This is a genomic window from Acidovorax sp. (assembly GCF_034519795.1).
GTDB lineage: Bacteria > Pseudomonadota > Gammaproteobacteria > Burkholderiales > Burkholderiaceae_C > Acidovorax.
The window spans coordinates 133331-154492 of sequence record NZ_JAXHOB010000012.1 but is presented as its reverse complement, the minus strand read 5'-3'; the positions used below and the strand labels follow the sequence as shown (position 1 = coordinate 154492).

General features: G+C 59.9%; 26 protein-coding genes. 15 read left to right on the top strand and 11 right to left on the bottom strand.

Going from position 1 to position 21162, the window contains the following annotated elements; all coding sequences use genetic code 11:
* Positions 1–15 precede the first annotated feature (15 nt).
* Positions 16–297 (top strand): TfoX/Sxy family protein, encoded by a 282-nt coding sequence (locus U5N23_RS14315; RefSeq protein ID WP_322593452.1) that lies wholly within the window; start codon positions 16–18, stop codon positions 295–297.
* A 107-nt stretch (positions 298–404) separates the two neighbouring features.
* Here the strand turns inward: U5N23_RS14315 and U5N23_RS14310 are convergent, their stop codons facing one another.
* Entirely contained in the window at positions 405–986 is a 582-nt protein-coding gene (locus tag U5N23_RS14310; RefSeq protein WP_322593451.1) for a TetR/AcrR family transcriptional regulator, read from the bottom strand.
* Positions 987–1146: 160 nt separating this feature from the next.
* Between U5N23_RS14310 and U5N23_RS14305 the strand changes: the two genes are divergently transcribed.
* The 5 genes from U5N23_RS14305 to U5N23_RS14285 all read left to right on the top strand — a co-directional run bounded on the left by U5N23_RS14305 (position 1147) and on the right by U5N23_RS14285 (position 4166).
* A complete protein-coding gene (locus U5N23_RS14305) occupies positions 1147–1563 on the top strand; it encodes a 4-oxalocrotonate tautomerase (protein ID WP_322593450.1) in 417 nt (138 codons plus the stop codon).
* A 67-nt stretch (positions 1564–1630) separates the two neighbouring features.
* Positions 1631–2080, top strand: a complete 450-nt coding sequence (gene gloA, locus U5N23_RS14300) for a lactoylglutathione lyase (protein ID WP_322593449.1) — start codon at positions 1631–1633, stop codon at positions 2078–2080.
* Positions 2081–2141: 61 nt separating this feature from the next.
* Entirely contained in the window at positions 2142–3239 is a 1098-nt protein-coding gene (locus U5N23_RS14295) for an alkene reductase (protein ID WP_322593448.1), read from the top strand.
* On the top strand, positions 3236–3832 hold the full coding sequence (locus U5N23_RS14290) for a TetR/AcrR family transcriptional regulator (protein ID WP_322593447.1): 597 nt from the start codon (positions 3236–3238) through the stop codon (positions 3830–3832). Before U5N23_RS14295 ends, U5N23_RS14290 begins: the two co-directional genes overlap by 4 nt.
* A 46-nt stretch (positions 3833–3878) precedes the next feature.
* Positions 3879–4166, top strand: a complete 288-nt coding sequence (locus U5N23_RS14285; RefSeq protein WP_322593446.1) for a hypothetical protein — start codon at positions 3879–3881, stop codon at positions 4164–4166.
* A 306-nt stretch (positions 4167–4472) separates the two neighbouring features.
* Here U5N23_RS14285 and U5N23_RS14280 read toward each other — a convergent pair whose 3' ends face one another.
* The gene (locus tag U5N23_RS14280) at positions 4473–5672 is read right to left on the bottom strand and encodes a site-specific integrase (protein WP_322593445.1); all 1200 of its coding nucleotides are present in this window, start codon (positions 5670–5672) and stop codon (positions 4473–4475) included.
* A gap of 90 nt (positions 5673–5762) precedes the next feature.
* Here U5N23_RS14280 and U5N23_RS14275 point away from each other — a divergent pair, with 90 nt between their 5' ends.
* Positions 5763–6770, top strand: a complete 1008-nt coding sequence (locus tag U5N23_RS14275; protein ID WP_322593444.1) for a DNA-binding protein — start codon at positions 5763–5765, stop codon at positions 6768–6770.
* 188 nt (positions 6771–6958) lie between these two features.
* Here U5N23_RS14275 and U5N23_RS14270 read toward each other — a convergent pair whose 3' ends face one another.
* The 3 genes from U5N23_RS14270 to U5N23_RS14260 form a co-directional block, all read right to left on the bottom strand.
* Entirely contained in the window at positions 6959–7363 is a 405-nt protein-coding gene (locus U5N23_RS14270; RefSeq protein WP_179684610.1) for a nucleotidyltransferase domain-containing protein, read from the bottom strand.
* A gap of 34 nt (positions 7364–7397) precedes the next feature.
* Complete coding sequence (locus tag U5N23_RS14265) at positions 7398–8330, bottom strand: tyrosine-type recombinase/integrase (RefSeq protein ID WP_057267463.1); 933 nt, start codon at positions 8328–8330, stop codon at positions 7398–7400.
* Positions 8331–8941: 611 nt separating this feature from the next.
* Positions 8942–9244 (bottom strand): putative quinol monooxygenase, encoded by a 303-nt coding sequence (locus tag U5N23_RS14260; protein WP_020228489.1) that lies wholly within the window; start codon positions 9242–9244, stop codon positions 8942–8944.
* Between the two features lie 117 nt (positions 9245–9361).
* Here U5N23_RS14260 and U5N23_RS14255 point away from each other — a divergent pair, with 117 nt between their 5' ends.
* Positions 9362–10324: a GlxA family transcriptional regulator gene (locus tag U5N23_RS14255; protein WP_057267361.1), complete on the top strand. Its 963-nt coding sequence runs from the start codon at positions 9362–9364 to the stop codon at positions 10322–10324.
* A gap of 359 nt (positions 10325–10683) precedes the next feature.
* Here the strand turns inward: U5N23_RS14255 and U5N23_RS14250 are convergent, their stop codons facing one another.
* Entirely contained in the window at positions 10684–11121 is a 438-nt protein-coding gene (locus U5N23_RS14250; protein WP_057267476.1) for a helix-turn-helix domain-containing protein, read from the bottom strand.
* A 182-nt stretch (positions 11122–11303) separates the two neighbouring features.
* Here U5N23_RS14250 and U5N23_RS14245 point away from each other — a divergent pair, with 182 nt between their 5' ends.
* Positions 11304–11768 carry a hypothetical protein gene (locus U5N23_RS14245; protein ID WP_322593443.1) on the top strand — a complete coding sequence of 155 codons (465 nt, stop codon included), beginning with the start codon at positions 11304–11306 and terminating at the stop codon, positions 11766–11768.
* Here U5N23_RS14245 and U5N23_RS14240 read toward each other — a convergent pair.
* Complete coding sequence (locus U5N23_RS14240; RefSeq protein ID WP_322593442.1) at positions 11740–12051, bottom strand: helix-turn-helix transcriptional regulator; 312 nt, start codon at positions 12049–12051, stop codon at positions 11740–11742. The two genes, U5N23_RS14245 and U5N23_RS14240, sit on opposite strands and share 29 nt — an antisense overlap.
* A gap of 240 nt (positions 12052–12291) precedes the next feature.
* Here U5N23_RS14240 and U5N23_RS14235 point away from each other — a divergent pair, with 240 nt between their 5' ends.
* The 4 genes from U5N23_RS14235 (at position 12292) to U5N23_RS14220 (ending at position 15201) form a co-directional block, all read left to right on the top strand.
* Positions 12292–12672 (top strand): hypothetical protein, encoded by a 381-nt coding sequence (locus U5N23_RS14235; RefSeq protein ID WP_057267479.1) that lies wholly within the window; start codon positions 12292–12294, stop codon positions 12670–12672.
* Between the two features lie 22 nt (positions 12673–12694).
* The gene (locus U5N23_RS14230) at positions 12695–13354 is read left to right on the top strand and encodes a metallophosphoesterase (RefSeq protein WP_322593441.1); all 660 of its coding nucleotides are present in this window, start codon (positions 12695–12697) and stop codon (positions 13352–13354) included.
* A gap of 310 nt (positions 13355–13664) precedes the next feature.
* The gene (locus U5N23_RS14225) at positions 13665–14465 is read left to right on the top strand and encodes a metallophosphoesterase (protein ID WP_179684615.1); all 801 of its coding nucleotides are present in this window, start codon (positions 13665–13667) and stop codon (positions 14463–14465) included.
* A gap of 106 nt (positions 14466–14571) precedes the next feature.
* The gene (locus tag U5N23_RS14220) at positions 14572–15201 is read left to right on the top strand and encodes an HAD family hydrolase (RefSeq protein ID WP_179684616.1); all 630 of its coding nucleotides are present in this window, start codon (positions 14572–14574) and stop codon (positions 15199–15201) included.
* A 153-nt stretch (positions 15202–15354) separates the two neighbouring features.
* Here U5N23_RS14220 and U5N23_RS14215 read toward each other — a convergent pair whose 3' ends face one another.
* On the bottom strand, positions 15355–17763 hold the full coding sequence (locus tag U5N23_RS14215) for a heavy metal translocating P-type ATPase (RefSeq protein WP_322593440.1): 2409 nt from the start codon (positions 17761–17763) through the stop codon (positions 15355–15357).
* 183 nt (positions 17764–17946) lie between these two features.
* Between U5N23_RS14215 and U5N23_RS14210 the strand changes: the two genes are divergently transcribed.
* Positions 17947–18138, top strand: a complete 192-nt coding sequence (locus tag U5N23_RS14210; RefSeq protein ID WP_057267483.1) for a heavy-metal-associated domain-containing protein — start codon at positions 17947–17949, stop codon at positions 18136–18138.
* Positions 18139–18242: 104 nt separating this feature from the next.
* Positions 18243–18800: a MerR family DNA-binding transcriptional regulator gene (locus U5N23_RS14205; protein ID WP_322593439.1), complete on the top strand. Its 558-nt coding sequence runs from the start codon at positions 18243–18245 to the stop codon at positions 18798–18800.
* A 47-nt stretch (positions 18801–18847) separates the two neighbouring features.
* On the opposite strand, the gene U5N23_RS14200 is transcribed toward U5N23_RS14205, so the two are convergent.
* Genes U5N23_RS14200 through U5N23_RS14190 form a run of 3 tightly spaced genes read right to left on the bottom strand, consistent with a single transcriptional unit; the run spans position 18848 to position 21161 of the window.
* A complete protein-coding gene (locus U5N23_RS14200; RefSeq protein WP_057267484.1) occupies positions 18848–19186 on the bottom strand; it encodes a copper-binding protein in 339 nt (112 codons plus the stop codon).
* Between the two features lie 41 nt (positions 19187–19227).
* A complete protein-coding gene (locus tag U5N23_RS14195; RefSeq protein ID WP_057267485.1) occupies positions 19228–19713 on the bottom strand; it encodes a cupredoxin domain-containing protein in 486 nt (161 codons plus the stop codon).
* Positions 19714–19748: 35 nt separating this feature from the next.
* Positions 19749–21161, bottom strand: coding sequence for a multicopper oxidase family protein (locus tag U5N23_RS14190; RefSeq protein WP_057267486.1), 1413 nt, complete (start codon positions 21159–21161; stop codon positions 19749–19751).
* Between the last annotated feature and the right edge of the window lies 1 nt (position 21162).

Below are 21162 nucleotides of genomic sequence, written 5' to 3'. Positions count from 1 at the left end.
GTTTCGCCCCCTCTAATGCCCGATTCAATGCCTCTTGGCAGTGCTCAAAATATTGGGCCAAAGTCGGCAGAGACTCTTGCCCATGCGGGGTTGACGACACTTGTCCAGTTGCAGCAAATGGGCGCTGTGGCGGCGTATGTAAAAGTCAAAGGGACGAATGCGGGCACAACTCTGAACTTGCTTTGGGCGCTGGAGGGCGCAATTGCTGGATTGCCCTGGCAAGTAGTGGCAAATGAGCATCGGACCAGTCTTTTGCTGGCTCTGGAAGATTACGAGCGCCGTTTAAAACCGCGCTAAAGTCGTGGAACCTTTAGCCCACACACCGCAAACCACTCGTAGCGCCGGAGCTACCCTGGCAAGTGCAACGTTTACCTACGCTGTCGCGGCGAGACTTTGGAGAGTCGTTACGACACCTCCCAGAATTCCCCAAGAAGCGCCACACCAGCCGACGCGGCGATCGCGTCACCAAACTGCTCCGAACCCACAGCCCGTGCCAGGGTGACAGCCCCGACCAACGCCGCGAGGGCTGAGCACGCTCCTGCCTCATCACGCGGCGCCTTGGGAGACTTTGGACCCGAGAGGATTGCGGCAGAAACTTCTTTCAGGCCACCTTCGAAAGCGTCCCGGATCTCTGGAGAAGCCCGAGCGACCTCAGGAGAAAGCGCTTGTAGACCGCAGCTTTCTGCCAGGTCACAACGTCGCTTGGCGCCCAGATAGAACTTCACGAACTCTGGCCACCACGAGCTTCCATGCGTCTGTTGGTAGTACAGCACACCGGCCTTCAGATCCGCCATCCCGTGCACCACGGCCTCATGGAACGCATCTGACTTCGAGCCGAAGTGCCCGTAGAAAGCTCCGGATGTAACCCCTGCCTCCTTCGCCAGTCCATCAACACCCACACCGCCAAATCCACCCTTGCGAAAGCTGCGGCCTGCAGCTTCCACGATGCGTTGACGTGTCTGGGACTTCTGCTCAAGACGGGACATGCGGAACTTCTCCTGCCAAGGAATGGAATCCGGGAATTGTAGTTGACTAGATAACGATCGTTATATATTATTGGTGTAACGATCGTTATTTAAACGGATTGGACCGCCTGGACGCAGGACGGTGTCCGGTCTTTTTCCTCAAAATTTTTGGAGTCTTCACATGCCTCTCACCCTCACATTGACCGAAGGAGTTCTTCCCAAAGGCCAGGAGAAAGTTGCGTTCTCGCGCCTTTCCGAAGCCATGCTCAAGTGGCACGGACTCAAGGGCAATCAGACCATGACGTCGAATGTCGTCGGGTCGATCCACGTCCTGCCCCGGGATGCCACTTTCACGGGTATGCAGGAAACGCCGGTGGTGATCATCGAGTGGAAAGTGCCCTCATTTGCCTTCGCCAATCGCGACGTGCAGATCGGGTATTTCGACGAGTCGACCGCTATCGTTCATGAGCTGTCTGGTTACCAACATCCCAAGGACAAGGTCTACATCAACGTGGTGCACGCGGTTGATGGCGCCTGGAACTGGGGCGGGAAGTCCCTGACCAATGCCGAAATCGGCGAAGCAATCGCAAAGGGCTAACCGCATCAGATTGCTGGGCCACCTCAGTGCTGCCGAGGTGGCCTCTCTCAATCCATGGATTCAAAGCATGAGCACAGAGAAACACCCACAACAAGCGCTCACCCCTTCTGCGCTGCTTCACACCATGCTGCGTGTGAGCAACCTGGATCGGTCGATCGCCTTCTACGTCGGACTACTTGGCATGACGCTTTTCCGCAAGGAAGAGTACCCCGAAGGACGCTTCACCTTGGCATTTGTCGGGTACGGCAATGAAGACCAGTCTCCAGCCATTGAACTCACCCACAACTGGGACACAGAGGACTACGAACATGGCTCGGCGTTTGGGCATGTTGCCCTGAAGGTCGCGAACGTTGAGCGGACCTGCGGGTACCTGACCGAGGCCAACGTGAAGGTCGTCCGCGCGCCTGGTCCCATGACGCATTCAAGCCCGCAACGGCAGGTTCCAGAAAATATTGCATTCGTTGCAGACCCTGATGGTTACCGGCTTGAACTGATCGAGCACCAAAACGCGTGTTGACATGATTAGGTCATTCGTCCTACGATACTAGGACAAATGACCTAAACCTATGGAGTCTTGCATGCATGAGCTTTTTGCCCCCTTCATGCTGAGCGACATGTTGCTCGGCAACCGGATCGTCATGGCGCCGATGACGCGCAACCGCGCAGCACCTGAGGGCGTCCCTTCCTCTCTCATGGCGATCCACTACGGACAGCGCGGTGACGCTGGGCTTGTGATCTCCGAATCTGCACCTGTGTCTGCCCAGGGAGTTGGCTATCCTGGAACTCCCGGGATCTACACGCACGAACAGGCGCAAGGATGGCGCCTAGTCACTGATGCGGTCCATGCCAAAGGCGGGCGCATCTTTGCCCAACTACAGCACTGCGGTCGCATCTCGCACCCCACTCTTCAGGTGAATGAGGATCTGCCAGTCGCCCCTTCAGCGATCAGGCCCGAGGGCCTGGCAGTCACCTATGGTGGGATGCGGCCATTCGTGACCCCAAGAGAGCTGACCACTGGGGAAGTCCCTCAAGTGGTGGACCAGTTCAAGCAGGCCGCCGCAATGGCAAAAGCTGCAGGCTTCGACGGTGTCGAGGTCCACGCAGCGAATGGATACCTGATTGATCAGTTTCTGCGAGACGGGAGCAATCAACGGAGCGACCGGTATGGAGGATCGCCCGCCCGTCGGTTGGCGTTTCTGATGGAGATCGTGGCTGCCGTCAGCGAGATCTGGCCGAAGGGGCGTATCGGTGTGCGTTTCAGTCCAGAAAACCGCTTCAACGACATGCACGACAGCGACCCGGCAGCGCATTTTGGGTACTACGCCCAAGAGCTTTCCAAATTGCACTTGGCATATCTTCACGTGCTTGAGGGCGACATGTCGGCCGCTGTCCCTGCGGTGGACTATCAAGAGTTGCGGCGCCGCTTTGGCGGTACCTACATTGCCAACAATGGATACAACAGAGCCCGAGCCATGGCAGCTATCGAGCAAGGCTCTGCCGATTTGATCGCCTTCGGCAAGCCGTTCATTGCCAATCCAGACCTGGTCACGCGGCTTCGTCGTGATCTGCCCCTCGCAGTCCCCGATTCGGCCACGTTCTATGGGGGAGACGAGCGTGGGTACACAGACTATCCATCGGCCACTGAGCAATCGCTTTCAACAATGGCGACAGCATGAAATCCGAAGCCTCCAAACCCAGTACACGGCAGGAGATCGTCGAGAAAGCGGATCTCCTGTTCTACCAGCGCGGCTTTGAGAACACCTCGTTTGCCGACATTGCCGATGCAGTGGGTATCTCACGCGGCAACTTCTACTACCACTTCAAAACCAAGGACGACATCCTCAAAGAAGTCATCGCCCACAGGGCGGCCAAGACTCAGGGGATGCTGGACGCCTGGGCGCTCAAGGGGCGCACGCCTGCCGAGAGGCTGAAGTGCTTCGCGCAGATGCTGATCGACAACCGCAAGGACATTCAGCGTTTTGGTTGTCCGGTGGGAACACTGTGCGCCGAACTGGCAAAGCTCGAACACCCCGCACAAGGCGAAGCGGGAATGATCTTTGGGCAGTTCCGACGCTGGCTGAAGCAGCAGTTTGTAGAGCTGGGCCGGGTCAAGGATGCCGATGAATTGGCCATGCACCTGTTGGCGCGAAGCCAAGGCATTGCTTCACTGGCAAATGCCTTCCATGACGAGGCTTTCATTCGCCATGAGGTCAAGCAGATCGAGGCCTGGGTGCTGAATACCGCGGGTCTAGGCGCACCGCGAAAGTAGATTCAGATTCCAACTTTGAAATCGGTACCAGTAGGAGAGAGTTCTTATGCACATTGTCTTGCTCAAATTCGGACCCAATCGTTCGCAAGCCGCGCAGTGGATGTCCGGACACAAGCAGTGGATTGAGAAAGGAATCAGCGACGGGGTGTTCCTGCTCGCCGGGTCTCTGGAGAATGCGCAAGGCGGTGCGCTGCTGGCAGTCAAGCTCAGCAAGATCGAGGTGACAGCCTTGGTGGAAGAAGACCCGTTTGTGAAGCACCAAGTCGTGGAGCCGGAGATCATCAGCATTGCGCCGTCGCGCATGACTGAAGGAATAGCTTCGCTGCTTGCCTAAATTTGGGACATCTGAAGGTCTCTCGTGGCAGGTTGAGCCTGCGGACAGTTCCGTTGCGCGGAAAATCCTCGTCATTTTCCCGCTCTCTTGGTGATGATTGCAGGCATGTCCGTGGCCCAAACCGATTGCTGCTCAGAATTTGCTGAGTGCTGCCTGGAAATGTTGGGCTGCTGCGATTGATAGCTAGCACCTAGCTACTTCAGGAAGGGCTGGCATCCATGGGCGCCAGCCATTTTTCTTGTCGGCAAGCGTGCGCATATTGCAATGGAACTTCGTAGCCACCAAGGCAACCGTGACACGCATCCATCAGACTTTCGACCATCCCAGCCTGTGCGCTCCCGAGGTCTGATCATGGCGCATATCGTCCTCCGTATGCATGTAAATGCTGGTCGTAGCAATGTTCGCATGACCCAGGTTGTCGCGCACAACCTTTATATCCAGGCTGTCACTCTGATGTGTGCCTGCCGTGTGCCTGAGCCAGTGTGCAGACGCCTGTTCAACGTGCAAAGCCGCGCCCTCGTGCTCCGGCCCAAGCGCTCGAAAGCGGGCTGCGGTTTCGCGAAACACATCTTTGACCAATTCGTGCACAGAGCTTCGCGACATAGAGCGGGAAGCTCCGATGATGGGAATCAGCAGCGGCAAATTCTCCCCTTCGCGCGGCAGCGGTGCGAGTTCGTTGGCCTTTCGGTAGCGCATGAGCTCTGACACGAGCTCGTCGGTTGCCGGCACGAGACGTGTCTTTTCTCCCTTGCCACAGACATCGAGCCACCATCGCTCCCGTCCGTCAGTTCCCCGTCTCCAGTAAAAGTCGCCCATTGAATTGTTGCAGACCTCTGAAATACGCAGGCCCCCGATGTAGAGAAGAGAGAAGAGCCACCGATATCGGGCCGCTTGGAGAGCAAGCCGAGGCGTGCCCGTGGGAAGGGACTCAATCGTTGCGCGTACTTGCGCCCAGTGCTCGTGGGGCAAGAACCTGCTGGTCTTGGCGGGCCGCGCCACAGATTTGCGGCGGTGCAGAGCCAAAGGGTTGCCCGCCAGATACCCGGCTTGAACCAGCCAGTTGAAGAGGCTGTTGAGGATCGACAGAGCCTGGCGCTGACTCTGCCGGTCCAGCGGTTTGGCGAACGGACGCCAGTGGGGCGAGGACCTCGGCGCCTTCTGAGCGACCTGCATGACCCATCGACCAACCGGTTGGGGATCTTCCAAAAAGGACTCGTAAGCCAGGAAATCCTCGTGGGTCAGATCGGACAGGGCCTTCCCGTGTTGGTGCACGCACCAAAGCAGCAGCCTTTCTGCCTCCTTGCGATAGCTGGCCAGCGTGGCCGGTGAATCCTTGTAGCGCGCCAGCCAAGCCAAAACCGCAGAGCGGTCGTCATTGGCCGCTACCTGGGGCAGGCCCGGGGCCCGATTTCGGCCACGCTCTCCGGAAAGATGAACGGGTAGCACCAAGCCGTCCAAGGGCTCAAGATGCGCCAAAACGGTCGGTGCGACGATCAAACTGCTCATGCGCCAAATTCTATGGACATTAGAGTAATTATGTCCAGAGTTTAGAAATTTATTCTCCATTTATTACGTTATACGTTGTATTATTTGAGAATGAGTGAAGAATCAGAGATCCAGACCGAAGTAGAGGCCCTGCGGGCGCGATTCAGCGACACCAAAACGCTGTATCGCGAAGTGTGTGCGTTGCTGTTTTTCCGATATGGCATCACACCCACCGCGAGCAAGCTCTACCAGCACGTACGCAAGGGCTCCATGAGCGCTCCTGCAGAGGCTCTAGCGAATTTCTGGGAGGACCTTCGAAGCAAGGCCCGCGTGGAAATCGATCACCCCGACCTCCCAGACACCCTGAAGCAGGCTGCAGGCCAGGTGGTCAGCGAGCTGTGGGGCCAAGCCGCCGAACTGGCACGAACAGAGCTGGCTGCCGTACGCGTAGAGGCGCGTGCCGAAGCACAGGGCGCCTTGGCCAGCTTGGAGCAGGCGCTGCAGCTGAACGCGCAGCTTGAAGCCCAAATTCAGGCCGCTGCGGGCCGGATAGGCGAGTTGGAGGCACGAGTCAAAAGTCTAGACTCGGACCTGGAGCGGGAGAGGCGCACGCACGCAGCAACGACTGCCCGGGCGGACGCCCTGCAGCGCCAGATCGACGAACTGAAGCTGGAGCAGGCCAACAGCCGTCAGCACTTCAGCGCCGAGTTGGAAAAGGGGCGGCAGGCCATTGCCGATGCTGCCCAGCGGGCTACTGAGGCGGAGCGCAGGGCCCTGCGCGAAATCGACCAAGAGCGCACGGCACGAAGCCATTCAGAAAAGCAACTGGAACAAATGCGCGCCAAGTTGGCCGAGGTCGAACGAAACCACCAGGCAAAGCTGATCGACATGAGTGCCGCAGCGTCGCGGATGGCGTCGGAACTGGATAGTGCCAAGGCTGCATCGGCCGAGAGCGCCAGACTTGGCCAAGATCAAAGTACAGCACTGCAACAGGCTCTGCAAGACGTGTCGCAGTACAAGGCGGAGGCGGATACCCTTCGCGCGCTGATGGCGCAGTTCCAGCCGCCATCCAAACCCGTGCGCAGGAAGCGCAGCCCGGGGAGCCCTGAAGGCCAATGAGGAGAGCGGCTGGTCAGAGCGACTCCCGGAGGTTCTCAGTAACGCCGACTGCCACGCGCGGCAACATCCGGCATAAAAAACGAATCCTTAATAGCCAAAACGCTTATGAGCTAAAACTGGCCGTATCCTGGCTTGCCCTCGAATTGCCCGCAAGGCTCCAGGTGACAAGATTCTTTTGCAGCTCGACTTCAACTGGGCCAGATGCGGATGGCTCTCTCCTGCCGAGTTTCAAATTGGCCAAGCGTTCCGTCAGGCTCATCTGCGATGAATTTCGTCCCCTCGTACTGGGCCTCGGTGGCTGATTTCAAGACCCAATTCCAGCGGGCCAGGGCTCCACGCTTGTCCTGCCAGGGTTCTTCGAAGTCGTTGCCGTTCACCACCACCAGGCAGTCGATGCCGCTCGGTTGGGGCAATGCCGCGCGCACAGCGGCGAGAAACCCGGATGAGCCGAACACAAGCAGGTCTGTGTCAGAGCCCGCCTGGGCTCGGCCACTGGCCTGCGAGCCGATCAGCCACACCGATGAAGGCAGTACCGGGAGACCCGTCAGGGAGTCGACGAAGGTGCGCACGTAAGGGGCAAGAATCGGCTGCATGCTGTCCTTTGGTTGGAGAGTTGTCCAGACAACGTCAGAGGCCGCTTTCGAAGCGCTCCTGTAGTCCCGCGGTTGGGACATCAAGGTACCTCAACGCCGACTCCATGTCGCGCCATCCAACGTACTCCATCATCTCCTTGATATCCCACCCGCTGGCGCGTGCCCATCCGGCAAATCCGCGCCTCAGCGAATGGCTCGAGTAGCCCTCGGCAGACTCGACGCCGGCGTCATGGAACATCTTGCGCAGCAAGGGAATCAGGCTGGTGGGGTACATGGGGCGCTCGGACATGTGACCCCACTGGTCGATGCCGCAGTACACCGGGCCCGCCTGGCGGCCGCTGACGGCGATCCATTCCAGGTAGGCGTCCACTGGACACAGCCGGGACAGAGCTGGGCAATGGAACGTGCGGCCCTCCATCGCGCGATCCGTCTTGCTCCTGTCCAGCCTGCAGGCCAGGCCCTTACCGGAGATGGCCGTCACGTTCTCCACTCGCATGTTGACAATCTCATCGGATCGAAACGCGCGCCAGAAGCCCAGCAGCACGATGGACCGGTTGCGCGTCAGTTGCAGCAAGGCCGTTTCATCGCCTCGTTCGCGTGCCGCGCGCTGCTCGGCTTGCAGCCAGTCGGAGATCTTTTGAAGCTGATCGAGCTCCAGCGGGCGCGCCTGCTTTTGCTTGGCCGGGTGCTTCGCCACAATGCCCCTGAGCACCTTACGTACCAACGGTGCCTTGGTCGGGTCCGCAAAGCCCTGTTCTGCATGCCAGCGCGCGAGCGCCGCCAGCCTTTGCCTCAAGGTGCTGACCTTGTGCGTGCTCGCGTAGGCCACGAGGTAGCGAGCGACGGTATCGCTGGTGGCCGGTAGCAACCCTTTCCAGTCCTGCTCGAAGTGCTTGATCGCAGCTGCGTAACTTCGCACCGTGGTCTCACGGTCGGCAGCCTGCAGATAGTCATCCAGTTCACCCACCACGCCTCCTTTGCACTCGGCCCCGAAGCCGCATCTCACCGGGAACAGGCCCACCTGCCGGCACTATAGGCGTTCGAGCCGCTTTCGCAACGACCTGCGGGTCGGGTCCATCAGAAATGTCCCGCCTACGTGTTTCGGGACCTCTTCAACTGCAAGCTGCGTATTTCGGATCTCCTGGACAGCCGGCTCGGTACCGTGGACACCGAGTTCGACACCGCGGTCGGAGGTCGGCAGATTGTCTAACTCTTCGCTGAGTAACAGTCGGGGCGGTCGGCTAGACTTCGGCAATCGGTCAGACGCGGCCATTTGGGAAGTGAAAGTCAACGACCGCTCCAGGCTGGGTGCGGTCGCTCGAGCGCTGAGGTTGAGTGTCGGCTTCAATACCGCTGTCTGCCACACGCAGGTTGCGGCTACCGATGACCGGACTGAGTTCTGGACCGGTTGCCTGTCAGATGCCGTGGGTTCCGCAAATGTCTGACGACCGCTGCTCCACTTAGCGGAGGGCAGATCTTGACCACTTGCGGTCAATCACCGAGTGAAGCCCCCCGCGCGCCTCTCAACGCTCAACTGAATCATCCGGCGCGACCTGATGCGGTCAAAGACGGTTGTCATCACGCAGGCAGTTTGACGGCAAGCAGTTCGACCTTCTCGATATTGGGCGGCGAGCTGAGCAAGGTCGCTGCATTGGCCATCAAAGCCGCGGCGATCTGACCATCAAGGTGTGCCTGGCGACCTGCCTCATCGGCGAAGGCATCGAACACACCGAACGTGGAAGGGCCAAACTTCAGTGCAAACCAAGCGGTGGTGCCGGACTCGGCATTAGCGAGTGGAAGTGCACTGGCCAGGAAATCGGCCAGCGCAGCTTCCTGTCCGGGTTTGGCCTCGAGACGAACAAACAGGGCGAGCTTGGTCATGGTGTGATCCTTTGGGTTGACGGGAGCTTGGTTAAAGGGATGGGCTGGTGTGTAGTCTAGGCCTGGCTTGAAGGTATCTCTATCGGCAGGAATGACAATATTGATATCATTTCTGCCATGAAGGTACATTTGCTTGTTTCTGATGGCGTGTTTGATCTGGGGCTTGCGGCGCTCACTGACACCCTGGGCTTGGCCAATGCCGTGGCGGGTTCGCTGCCACAGGCTCCCGCGCCAATTGAGATAACGCTGGTGGCCGTGCGGCGTCGCATCCGGACTGCGCAAGGATTGACGGTCCCCGTGATCCCCGCGCGCGGTGTGCCAGAACCTGACGTCGTGCTCGTGCCCGCGTTTGGCGAAAAGATGCCTGACACACTCGCCGCGCGACTCGCACGACCCGACATGCCTGACGCGGTCGCGGCTCTGCAAGAATGGTCCACCGCCGGCGCGCACCTTGGTACCGCCTGCTCAGGTGGTTTTTTGCTCGCGGAGAGTGGGTTGCTTGACGGGCACCACGCGACCACATCATGGTGGCTTGGGCCAATGTTTCGGCACCGCTATCCGAACGTCACGCTGGACGAGTCCCGCATGGTCGTGAGCACGACACGCTTCACCACAGCGGGTGCCGCTTTGGCCCACGTTGACTTGGCCTTGCGCATCGTCCGAGGGCAAAGTCCAGCGCTGGCGACCCTGGTGGCGCGTTACCTACTGGTTGAGGCACGCAGTTCGCAAGCCGAGTTCGTGATTCCCGACCACCTTGCGCATGCCGACCCCATAGTCGAGCGCTTCGAGTCCTGGTCCAGACGTCGGCTAGCGCATGGTTTCTCGCTGGCCGAGGCGGCCAGCGCCGCGGGCACAAGCGAACGTACTTTGGCGAGGCGGCTACAAAGCGTGTTGGGAAAGACGCCACTCTCGTACTTCCAGGACCTGCGCGTCGAACAGGCAGTCCATCTCTTGCGCACCGGGAACGCGAGTGTCGACCAGATTGCCGCCCAGGTTGGGTACACGGATGGGGTCACCCTGCGGGCTCTATTGCGTCGAAAATTGGGTCGCGGTGTCAGGGAGTTGCGGCGGGGGCCATGACCAGGGGTCTTTGGTGCAAAAAGCAGCCCGATGCCGCCGGAAAACGGTCGGTTGCAGCGGCTCTCGGCTGATTGCAGACCCTCGCAATCAGGGCATCGAAAGGCTGCTCCCGCTGCAAAGCCGCCACTGAGCGGTAGCGTGCGCAAGGACAGCCTCGGCCGATAGCGGGAGTCTAGCTGGTCGCGCGAGTGTCCTGTATCACCCAAGAAGGCGACTCGGCGAAGCTGCTCATCGGCGACGACCTGGGCATGGCCACTAGAGCCGTTCTCGGTGTCCAGTTCCCGCCGTTGCGGCTGTCCAACTCAATTCGCCCCCGCTGACCAGCAGCGACCGAAATACGCAGCAAGCCACAACGCCGGCTACCAAAATGCGCGTTGGTCGATGCGTGAAAGAAGCGAGGCGAGCACAACCAGCGACTGGCCGTCAATGTTCATCGGGGTGCTGCCTGCCCCCATCGGAACCGCGCCTTTGGAGTGCTCCATGGCTCGCGCCATCACCTGGTCGACCAAGCTGATCCTGGGCACCAGAACGTACCGCACGTCGCAGTTCAACCCATCTGCAATCTTGGCCAGGGTGTTGAGAGAAATTGAGCCATCAGCTTCCGACTTTTCAAGCTGCCTGACTCCTTGCGGAGAGATGCCGATGCGTCGACCCAAGGTCTCAGAGTTCATCCCCAGAGCCAGGCGCACAGTCTTCACCCACCCGCTCCTGGGCGTGCCTGGACCCTGCAGCTTCGCTAGTTCGCGAAACTGGCTGTCGAGTTCAACCAAGCGGGAAAGATCCAATCGATTCTTCAAGGGCGAGTGGCAGCGAAAGTTCAAAACAACACTCTGATTGCGCAGATGTCTTCGCAAGGCAAGTGGGAGCTTTCCATTTGCGCTGGACCGCCTTGAAACGGGTTTTGCGCGGAGAAAGTTCAGCTATCTTCGCACGCTCAGTCCCAAACAGGACCAACTAGTCCCCTAAATATTTGACGAGTATGTTGCAGTTAGACAAAGAACAGATCGGCCATTTCAGCGAGATGGACCTGGAAGAAATCCTTCAAACCGGTGGCTTTGATGCAATCCTTCCAAGAAGCCTTAGCGACGGCCAATTGGTGTGTGTTTCCGATCAACTTCGGGCCATGCTGTGGGGAGAAGGCACACGAGGTCCCGACGGCGAACCCAATGCAGCGATCGCGATGGCGTTGCTGTTGATAGCAAAGGCACATCCGTCGCCTCCCGTAAATGGCGAACTCATTTTTGAAGGCAGCCTTGAGCAGTTACGCGACGTGATGATGGTGCTCAGCATGGCCGCAGACCGCGAGATCGTGAACAGACTGCTCAATCGCCCAAACGACGACGAATCGTTGTCCATGCTGACAGGAATTGAAGCCATCATGGTCGGAGAAGGTTCTCCATCGCAGGCAAGAAGGGCTAAGCAACGTCCTCAGGCAGCAGTGTAGAGAGATCGGTTCGAACTGACTTCAGCACCTTCTCAATCGATGCTGCATCGAATCTGCTCGCGTATGCCACTGCAAGGAGAGTCATTGGATGGACCTGCAGGCCTTCCGCGAGGTGCTCCACCATGCCAATGCTGGGGAGCTGCTCGCCCTGCTCGAGACGCCCAATGTGCCGCCGGCTGATCGCCGGTGTCAGGTCCTCCTGCGTGAAGCCGCGTGCGGTGCGCAGCTGCTTGAGCGCGCGACCAACAGCAGCTTTTGGTGGATCTGACTTTCGAGTGGGCATTCACTCGATTTCCGCCGATGGCGACTTAAAAGACCACGTCTAACTAGTCGCATTTTGATGGAAATTCGATGATTTCCACTTCCGAATGGCTGCCGCAGAGTCCTCAAACCAGTGTCTGTCAATCTTGGACTGATCCTCGATCTGGACAAGGAACACTTCTGCAACTCACTGCAGCGAACCCACCGCAAACGGGGAACCACAGCCTGTTCGCCTATCTGATCAAAAACAAGGTACTGCATCGTGCAGATTCAATTTCTCAATGAGCGTCCCGCCCCCGATGTTCAAGTTCAGCCCGAGGTCCAACTGGACCATTGGCGAATCCTTCAACGTGGAACCGGGACGCTGCACATCGTCGCGATGCTGGGCCCCATGACACTCAGAGTTACTTCGGCCTTGGCTGCCATCGATCTTGCGAGCGCAATGGTCAAGACGGGATCAGGTCGCAACTATCACCTCGCAGCACCGCCCGAAGAAGACAAGGAGCTGCGGATGTTGATGGAGCTGCGTGGCAAGCTTGCCATCGGGACGGTTTCGGCTGATGTGAGCGATGGCGTCTGGCACGCGGTATCTGTCGGCTCGTGGCCAGACCATGGCGGCGGGCTACTGCCACCCTGGCAATAGTTCCGTTTCCTTACTACGCACTATGGATTTCAACGACGCACTGAACCTATTTCAGCGCACTCTGGCCACGGAGCGATCCCGGCCCGATGTGCACGCTGCGATGCTGGACCTCGCCAATCCCGACATCATCAACGATGCCAGCTCTCAGGTCGTGAACGCCCTGACCCGCGGTGAGCGGGTATGGATGACGTCCGATCTGCACCTGGGCCACACCAACGTGATCGAGTACAGCAAGCGGCCTTTTTTCGACGTCATGCAGATGAACGAGCACATCATCACCCAGATCCAGAAGGTCAAGGACGACGAATGGCTGCTGATTCTCGGGGACCTGGCCATGGGCGACCACGACGAGGCCATGGAGTGGATCCGACGCCTTCCGGGCCGCAAGGTCCTGGTCCTCGGGAACCACGACCTCAAGCGCAATGGCAAGTGCCTCTACGTGAGGGAACGCGCGCTGCAGGGGCGGCAACCACTGTTCGACGCAGTGGTCCCATTTCTGTTCTGGCAAGACATGCTGGGTCGGACCGTGTTTGCGAGCCACTATCCGGCGACGGTGGACCACGGTTTCCGCAGGCTTGTGAACTACCACGGCCACTTGCACCGCGACGTGCTGGCTCCCACCGAAATCACCCATTTTGTGAATGTGGGCTGGGACGTCACCCAAGGATTGTTATGCCTTTGAACCCTCAATCCTTCAGTAAGCGATTCGAGCCCGAGCGCAGAGCGCACATCGACAGTCGCAACCGCATCCCCTTGCCGCCGGGCATGGGTTGGAAGGTGGGAGCCCGCGTGTACTTCTCGCTGGCCAGGAGTAGCGCTGACGGGGACGAACCACCAGAGTTCGTGATCACAACCAAACCAGGGATGCTGCTGAAAGGGAGATTGGTTTCCGCACGCATTCAGCGCGCTGGCTTCGCGCCGATGGTCAGGGCGCGCAGGAAGCCTCGCCGCTGTTGGCCATGAGTCCGCGCAACGCCTTCAACAGAGCCTCCATGAAACTGCTCGTTTACTCGGACCTGCACCTGGACCTGTGTCCCTTCAAGCTGCAGCTGGACCCGGACTTTCTCAAAACCGTCGACGTGGTCGTGCTGGCAGGTGACACCACCGAAGGCACGGGCGGGCTTCGTTGGGCGCGTGAGACCTTTCCGGGCAAGCCCATCATCTACGTGGACGGCAACCATGAGTTCTACAGCCAACATTGGGATAAGCACATTGATGTGATGCGCAAGCTGGCCCAGGATCACGAAGTCCACTACCTGGAGAACGATGCCGTTTTGATCGGCGGTGTGCGGGTTCTGGGGTGCACGCTCTGGACGGACTACGCACTGCACGGCGCCGAAGAGAAGCTGATTGCGATGAACACGGCGCGCCATCGCATGAGCGACTACCAGCGGATCAAGATCACGCGACCGCCGGAGATGTATTGGCAGGAACGCAAGCACCGACTGGTCCCGGCGATGGCTGGGCGCCGGCACGACTCCAGCAGACTTTGGCTGGAGGAGCAACTGGGCCTGGGTGATCCAGAGAACACGGTGGTGGTCACCCACCATGCACCGCATCCGCGATCAATCCCGCAGGAGTTTGAAGGGCACCCGCTGTCACCTTGTTACGCGAGCGACCTGGAAGCGCTTATGGGAAAGGCCGGCACCTGGATCCATGGGCACATCCACGAGAGCCTGGACTACCAAGTGTGGGGGACCCGGATCGTTACCAACCCCAGGGGGTACAGGCTCCGGGGCGGTGGCATGCAGAACCCGGAGTTCCGGGCGGATTTCTGTGTGGATGTGGGCTGAACGCCGCTGCTCCGCGTCAGGAAGCACGCGAAGTGCTCATCACCGATGGTGTACTCGCCGGCGCCACTTGCACAATCGCAATGAGATTATTTAAAGGATCATCGACATGAGCATCAAGCCAATCATCGCCCTGGATGCGGATGGGGTGTTGCTTGACTATGGCCTAGCCTATGCCTCGGTCTGGGAGCGGGCATTTGGCCAGCGGCCGGTCGAGCGGGACAAGGACGCTTATTTCCCGTTTAACCGCTGGGCGGTTGAGTTTCTGGATGGGGATCGCCTGGCAGCATTGCGGGCCCGCATGGACGAGCAGTTCTGGTCTTGTGTGCCCCCCTTGGAGCGAGCTGTTGATGCCTGTCATCGGCTTCACGATGCGGGCTATGAGCTGGTATGTGTCTCGGCTCTGTCCCCGCAGTTCGAAACGGCGCGCCTCAGGAACCTGCGGGATGCGGGGTTTCCGATCGAGCGCGTGATCGCCACGGGAGTAGCTGCAGGGGCGCGAAGCCCGAAGGCTGATGCGATTGAACTACTTGGGCCAGTGGCGTTCATTGATGACTTCCTGCCGTACTTTCGTGGGATCGCTCCGAGCGTCCATCGCGCACTGATCTGCCGCGGTCCGAACGGAAGCCCCAACGTCGGACCGGAGCTCGACCAGATCCATTCCTTGCACGCTAATCTGTGGGAGTTCAGCGAGTGGATGCGGGTCCATGGCAGCTTACTGCCGTCGAGGGCGGTGTAGCCCTGTGGTAGGCCGATTAACTAGCGCTTAGAGGCACGAGGCCACAAGGGCAATCGGCTTCAGGCAGCTGACGCCGGATTTCACCGGGCGTACGCAAGGTATTGGCTTGTCTGCTGGTGTTGGCACGTGCCTGCATGCTGGTGCGCAAAGCCCCTATTTCTTCCAAGACCGCAACGTCAGGGCGTTGGTCACAACACTCACACTGCTCAACGCCATGGCAGCCCCAGCCACCATCGGGTTCAGCAAGCCAAACGCTGCCAATGGGATTCCCACCACGTTGTAGGCAAACGCCCAGAACAGGTTCTGCCGGATCTTGGCGTACGTGCGCCGGGAAATATCAATGGCATCCGCGATCAGTGCCGGGTCGCCGCGCATCAGAGTGATCCCCGCTGCGTGCATTGCCACGTCCGTGCCGGTGGACATGGCGATCCCCACGTCTGCAGCTGCCAGCGCAGGGGCGTCGTTGATGCCGTCGCCCACCATGGCGACGACCCTGCCTCCTCCCTTGAGTTGCGCAACGATTGCGGCCTTGCCCTCTGGCAAAACATCAGCACGAACCTGGTCGATACCTAAAGCGCCCGCCACCATCGCTGCGCTACCCTGGTTGTCGCCAGTCACCAGGACGGTCTTGATGCCCAGCGCTTGCAATTGGGCAATGGCCTGTTGGGAGGTTGCCTTGACGGTGTCACCGAACGCCAACATTCCGAGTACCTCTGGCGAATCGGTCACATCGGCCAGCCATGACACGGTACGACCTTGTTGCTGCATTTGTGCAGCGGCTACCGCCAGACTTTTCGTGTTGACCCCCAGCTCATTCATGTACCGGGTACTGCCCAAGCGAATCTGACGCCCTTTGACCACAGCGGACATCCCTCGTCCAGCCACGGCGGTTACTTCGGTGGCCCGGGGCACCACGATCGCCTGGGTGCGCGCGGCATCCATCACGGCCTTGGCCAGAGGATGCTCACTGCCGTTCTGGATGGCTGCGGCAAACGGCAGCAGGTGCTCCTTGCCTCCCTCGGCAGGGACCGCGGCCGCGAGAGTCGGCTTCCCCTCGGTCAGCGTACCGGTCTTGTCGAATGCCACGGTGTCGATGCGGTGCGCCGTTTCAAGTGCTTCGGCATCCTTGATCAGAATGCCATGGCGCGCCGCTACACCAGTGCCCGCCATGATCGCGGTGGGGGTTGCCAAACCCAGAGCACAAGGACATGCGATGACGAGCACTGCTACGGCATTAAGGATCGCTTGTTCCCAGTTGCCCGTGGCAACACCCCAGCCCATCAGCGTGAGCACGGCAAGGCCAAGCACCACAGGAACGAACACGGCACTGACTTTGTCCACCATGCGCTGGATAGGTGCCTTTTTGGCCTGTGCCGACTCGACCATGCGCACGATGCGCGACAGTGTTGACTCGGCGCCGATGGCGGTCGTTTGGACCAGCAGCAGGCCTTCCGCGTTCACGGCTCCTCCCGTTACCTTGTCTCCAACAAGCTTCGCGACAGGAAGACTTTCACCGGTGATCAGCGATTCGTCCACCTGGCTGGAGCCTTCGACCACCGTGCCGTCCACCGGAATTCTTTCCCCTGGGCGAACCACCACTGTGTCGCCCACTCTCACCCGCGCGAGCGGCTGGTCGATGTCGCCCTCTGGTGTGCGCACACGCGCCACTTCGGGCCGCAGAGCATGCAGCGCCCGGATGGCCGCCGTGGTTTGCCTCTTGGCCCTTGCCTCCAGCCACTTTCCCAAAAGGACGAGCGTGACGATGACGGCGGAAGCCTCGAAGTACAGGTGGGGCGTTCCATGCTCGGCATGCTTGAAGAGCAGATACAGGCTCAGGCCGTACCCAGCCGAGGTACCCAGCGCCACCAGCAAGTCCATGTTTCCCGCGCCTGCGCGCAGCGCCTTCCAGCCTGCCCGGTAAAACCGCGCACCCAGCCAGAACTGCACCGGCGTAGCCAAAGCCAGCTGAATCCATCCGCTCAGACTCCAGTCCTGACCAAATACCATGCCCAGCATGGGGAGCACCAGTGGCACAGACAGGAACGCGGCGAGCGCGACGGGCCACCAGGGCTCTGCATGGGTCTTGTGGTCCGCAGGCGCATTCGCGTCCACCACCTCTGCCTGGTAGCCAGCCTTCTCGATGGCTGCTACCAGTCGATCAATCGTCAATCCCGCAGCAAAACGGACTTGCGCGCGCTCGTTGGCCAGATTGACTTCGGCATGCGTCACACCGGGCAAGGCCTTCAGGGCTTTTTCTACGCGACCGACGCAGGAAGCGCACGTCATGCCACCGACGGACAGCTCCACTGACTCATCGGCCACTGAGTAGCCAGCCTTTTGCACTGCCGCGGTCAGGGTGGGTACTGCAACGGAAGCTGCGGCCACCACGCTGGCACGCTCGGTAGCGATGTTCACGGTCACATCCTGGACGCCAGGCACGGCTTTGAGGGCCTTCTCGACCCGCCCGACGCAGGAGGCGCAGGTCATGCCGAGGATTGGCAGGTCCAGGAGTGCTGTTGGTAGGGAGTTGGCTAGCGTCGCGTCATGGACAGCGGAATTCATGGCAGTCTCCAAGTGAAGTTCAAACCCGGCGTTGGCCGGCACAGGGTGAACTTTCAGGGTTGACACGGGGGTAGACACAAGCGGGCCAGTTGCGTTTTAGCGCGGACCATGCAATGCCTTGACCTTGCCCCCGTGACAAGCCACAGACTGGGCACCTCTTAACTTTTCCCCCCGAGGTGAAACATGCATGAATTTCAGCTTCCCGACATGACCTGCGGCCACTGTGCAGGGATGGTGAGCCAGACGCTGCAGATGACGGACCCTGGATGCAAGATTCAGGTGGACATGCCCAAGCGCACGGTCACAGTGCAAAGCACAGAAGACCGCCAGACGCTTGCAGAGGCACTGACCGAGGCTGGCTATCCGCCCGCCTGATCTCCCGCCGGTACCCGAGAGAGCCTTCACGGGTATTGACATTGACACGGTGGCAAGGCTCAAAGTCATGGCTATCGTGTTTTACCCAATGCGCAGGAGCGACCATGACCGCACTCATGAATATCGGCGATGCTGCCAAAGCAGCAGGCGTATCGCCCAAGATGATCCGCCACTACGAGCAAACGGGCCTGTTGCCCGAAGCGGAGCGCAGCGAGTCTGGCTACAGGCTGTACGGCGAGCGAGAGGTCTCGGTGCTGCGTTTCATCCGGCAGTCACGCCGCCTGGGGTTTTCGATGCCGCAGATCGCTCAGTTGATCGGCCAATGGGGCGATACCCAACGCAGCAGCCGCCAAGTCAAGGCCATTGCTGAGCGCCATCTGGCGGATCTGCAGGAGAAGCTACGGGAGATTGTGGAGATGAAGTCGGCACTGGAGCAGCTCGTGGCTGTCTGCGCAGGCGATGACCATGCCAACTGTGCGATCTTGAACAACCTGGCCGCCGAGAGTCCATCCGCGCCAAATCACAGCGCAAGCTTCGTCAAACCGCAGCGCCGCGGCGCCAGCGTGGCAAAGACACGGGTGGCTCCGGGCACGGTGGCAACCAGCCATCTGGATCTCATGACGTGGATGCGCGGAGTGCACATCCATCGCGGGGGGCATTAAACGCTGTCTCTGGCGCCCGATCGCTCGGGCGTCGAACCGCCCTTGGACTACTTGGCGAGATCAATGGCCGTCACGACCATCTTTCCGCCTTCACTGACCACCATGAAGCGAACCTTGTCGCCGACCTGTACCTTGTCGAGCAGCGTCTTGTCCTTGGCGTTGAACACCATGGTCATGCCCGGCATCTCCAGGTGCTTGATCTCACCGTGCTTGATGGTGATCTTGCTGGTGTCCTTGTCGATCTTGCGAACTTCGCCATCGGTCATCGAGGCCGCGGCGGGGGAGGACTTGGCGGCGTCGGTTGCGGCTTGAGCCATGGCCGAGACTGGCAGCAGCGCGGCCAGCGAAAGCACAGCAGCGGCGATAGTGGTGTTGGCTTGCTTCATAAATATTCCTTGTTCAGTGGGTTGGTGCACTAACACGGGGGTTACTTCTTGGAGACCTTGACCTGGCCCTTCATGCCTGCGTCGTAGTGGCCTGGGTACAGGCATGCGAAATTCACATCACCGGCCTTGGTGAATTGCCAGATGATCTCGCCCTGTTTGCCTGGCGCGAGGGAGATCTTGCTTGGCTCGTCATGTTCCATCTCCGGAAACTTCTTCATGACCTCGTAGTGCTCCTTGAGCTCGGCCTCCGTGCCCAGGCTGAACTCGTGTTTGACTTGGCCGGAGTTCTTGATCACGAAGCGGATGGTCTCGCCCTGCTTGGCGGCGATGGTCGCCGGCGTGAAGCGCATGGTGTCGGACATTTCGACATTCACGGTGCGGCTGACCTTGCCGGCTTTGCCTGGCTGACCGATGGCCGACTCCGCACTACCGTGGCCATGGCCGCCCCCGTGGTTGCCGCCGGCGAAGCTGTTGAAGGACATGGCCACCAAGGCGGAGGCTGCGATCAGGGAAAGGGTGCGTTTCATGAGTACCTCGTGGAGTGAATCAGGGAGATGGGTTTTCAGTGCCCGTTATGGGACGAAGGCTTTCTGGCCTTGACGACGGTGTCGGAGGCGGACTGGTCCTTGCGTGGCATGGACTGCCCGCCCTCGGCCTTGAAGCGGGCTGGCTCGGCGACCGGCCCGGTGTACTCGTAGGCGACCGTGCCTTCGGGGTGCTTGTACCAACCAGGGTTCTTGTAGTCGCCTGGCTTTTGGTCGCGGCGTACCTTGACGACGCTGAACATGCCGCCCATCTCGACCGACCCGAAGGGGCCTTCGCCCGTCATCATCGGAATGGTGTTGTCGGGGATGGGCATCTCCATCTCCGTCATGTCCGCCATGCCGCGCTCACCCATCACCATGTAGTCGGGAATGAGGTTGTTGATCTTCTTGGCCACCCCCCGGTGGTCCACGCCGATCATGGTGGGAATGTCGTGCCCCATCGCGTTCATGGTGTGGTGGCTCTTGTGGCAGTGGAAGGCCCAGTCGCCTTCTTCGTCCGCCAGGAATTCGATCTGGCGCATCTGGCCGACCGCCACGTCCGTGGTCACCTCATACATCCGGGTGCTCTTGGGCGTGGGACCGCCATCCGAGCCAGTCACGAGGAACTCGTGGCCGTGCAAGTGGATGGGGTGGTTGGTCATGGTCAGATTGCCGATGCGCATGCGCACCTTGTCGTTCAGGCGCACGTTCAGGGAGTCGATGCCCGGGAAGATGCGGCTGTTCCAACTCCACAGGTTGAAGTCGAGCATGGTCATGATCTTGGGCGTGTAGCTCCCAGGATCGATGTCAAAGGCGTTGAGCAGGAAGCAGAAGTCGCGCTGCACCTCGTCAATCAGCGGATGCTTGGATTTGGGATGCGTGATCCAAAAGCCCATCATGCCCATGGCCATCTGGGTCATTTCATCAGCATGCGGGTGGTACATGAAGGTGCCCGGACGGCGTGCAACGAATTCGTAGACGAAGGTCTTGCCCGGCTGGATGGCGGGCTGGTTCAGGCCTGCCACGCCGTCCATGCCATTGGGCAGGCGTTGCCCGTGCCAGTGGATGCTGGTGTGCTCGGACAGCTTGTTGGTCACGAAGATGCGCACGCGGTCGCCTTCCACCACTTCGATGGTGGGGCCAGGGCTTTGGCCGTTGTAGCCCCACAGATGGGCCTTGAAGCCGGGGGCCATTTCTCGCACCACGGGTTCGGCCACCAGATGGAACTCCTTGACGCCCTGGTTCATGCGCCAAGGCAAGGTCCAGCCGTTGAGCGTGACCACGGGGTTGTAAGGGCGCCCGGAGTTAGGAACCAGTGGCGCCATGGTGTCTGGACTTGTCTGGAAAACAGGCTCCGGCAAAGCCGCCATTGCCACCCGACTCACGCTCGCTGCCGCCACTGCCCCGCCGGCGATACCTGCAAAGCGAAAAAAATCTCTTCTCGAACTCATG

What these genes read in the sequence shown, in the direction of transcription:
- U5N23_RS14315 (WP_322593452.1), top strand. Translation starts at nt 16, where the DNA reads ATGCCCGATTCAATGCCTCTTGGCAGTGCTCAAAATATTGGGCCAAAG.
- U5N23_RS14310 (WP_322593451.1), bottom strand. Translation starts at nt 986, where the DNA reads ATGTCCCGTCTTGAGCAGAAGTCCCAGACACGTCAACGCATCGTGGAA.
- U5N23_RS14305 (WP_322593450.1), top strand. Translation starts at nt 1,147, where the DNA reads ATGCCTCTCACCCTCACATTGACCGAAGGAGTTCTTCCCAAAGGCCAG.
- gloA (WP_322593449.1), top strand. Translation starts at nt 1,631, where the DNA reads ATGAGCACAGAGAAACACCCACAACAAGCGCTCACCCCTTCTGCGCTG.
- U5N23_RS14295 (WP_322593448.1), top strand. Translation starts at nt 2,142, where the DNA reads ATGCATGAGCTTTTTGCCCCCTTCATGCTGAGCGACATGTTGCTCGGC.
- U5N23_RS14290 (WP_322593447.1), top strand. Translation starts at nt 3,236, where the DNA reads ATGAAATCCGAAGCCTCCAAACCCAGTACACGGCAGGAGATCGTCGAG.
- U5N23_RS14285 (WP_322593446.1), top strand. Translation starts at nt 3,879, where the DNA reads ATGCACATTGTCTTGCTCAAATTCGGACCCAATCGTTCGCAAGCCGCG.
- U5N23_RS14280 (WP_322593445.1), bottom strand. Translation starts at nt 5,672, where the DNA reads ATGAGCAGTTTGATCGTCGCACCGACCGTTTTGGCGCATCTTGAGCCC.
- U5N23_RS14275 (WP_322593444.1), top strand. Translation starts at nt 5,763, where the DNA reads ATGAGTGAAGAATCAGAGATCCAGACCGAAGTAGAGGCCCTGCGGGCG.
- U5N23_RS14270 (WP_179684610.1), bottom strand. Translation starts at nt 7,363, where the DNA reads ATGCAGCCGATTCTTGCCCCTTACGTGCGCACCTTCGTCGACTCCCTG.
- U5N23_RS14260 (WP_020228489.1), bottom strand. Translation starts at nt 9,244, where the DNA reads ATGACCAAGCTCGCCCTGTTTGTTCGTCTCGAGGCCAAACCCGGACAG.
- U5N23_RS14255 (WP_057267361.1), top strand. Translation starts at nt 9,362, where the DNA reads ATGAAGGTACATTTGCTTGTTTCTGATGGCGTGTTTGATCTGGGGCTT.
- U5N23_RS14245 (WP_322593443.1), top strand. Translation starts at nt 11,304, where the DNA reads ATGTTGCAGTTAGACAAAGAACAGATCGGCCATTTCAGCGAGATGGAC.
- U5N23_RS14240 (WP_322593442.1), bottom strand. Translation starts at nt 12,051, where the DNA reads ATGCCCACTCGAAAGTCAGATCCACCAAAAGCTGCTGTTGGTCGCGCG.
- U5N23_RS14230 (WP_322593441.1), top strand. Translation starts at nt 12,695, where the DNA reads ATGGATTTCAACGACGCACTGAACCTATTTCAGCGCACTCTGGCCACG.
- U5N23_RS14225 (WP_179684615.1), top strand. Translation starts at nt 13,665, where the DNA reads ATGAAACTGCTCGTTTACTCGGACCTGCACCTGGACCTGTGTCCCTTC.
- U5N23_RS14220 (WP_179684616.1), top strand. Translation starts at nt 14,572, where the DNA reads ATGAGCATCAAGCCAATCATCGCCCTGGATGCGGATGGGGTGTTGCTT.
- U5N23_RS14215 (WP_322593440.1), bottom strand. Translation starts at nt 17,763, where the DNA reads ATGAATTCCGCTGTCCATGACGCGACGCTAGCCAACTCCCTACCAACA.
- U5N23_RS14210 (WP_057267483.1), top strand. Translation starts at nt 17,947, where the DNA reads ATGCATGAATTTCAGCTTCCCGACATGACCTGCGGCCACTGTGCAGGG.
- U5N23_RS14205 (WP_322593439.1), top strand. Translation starts at nt 18,243, where the DNA reads ATGACCGCACTCATGAATATCGGCGATGCTGCCAAAGCAGCAGGCGTA.
- U5N23_RS14200 (WP_057267484.1), bottom strand. Translation starts at nt 19,186, where the DNA reads ATGAAGCAAGCCAACACCACTATCGCCGCTGCTGTGCTTTCGCTGGCC.
- U5N23_RS14195 (WP_057267485.1), bottom strand. Translation starts at nt 19,713, where the DNA reads ATGAAACGCACCCTTTCCCTGATCGCAGCCTCCGCCTTGGTGGCCATG.
- U5N23_RS14190 (WP_057267486.1), bottom strand. Translation starts at nt 21,161, where the DNA reads ATGAGTTCGAGAAGAGATTTTTTTCGCTTTGCAGGTATCGCCGGCGGG.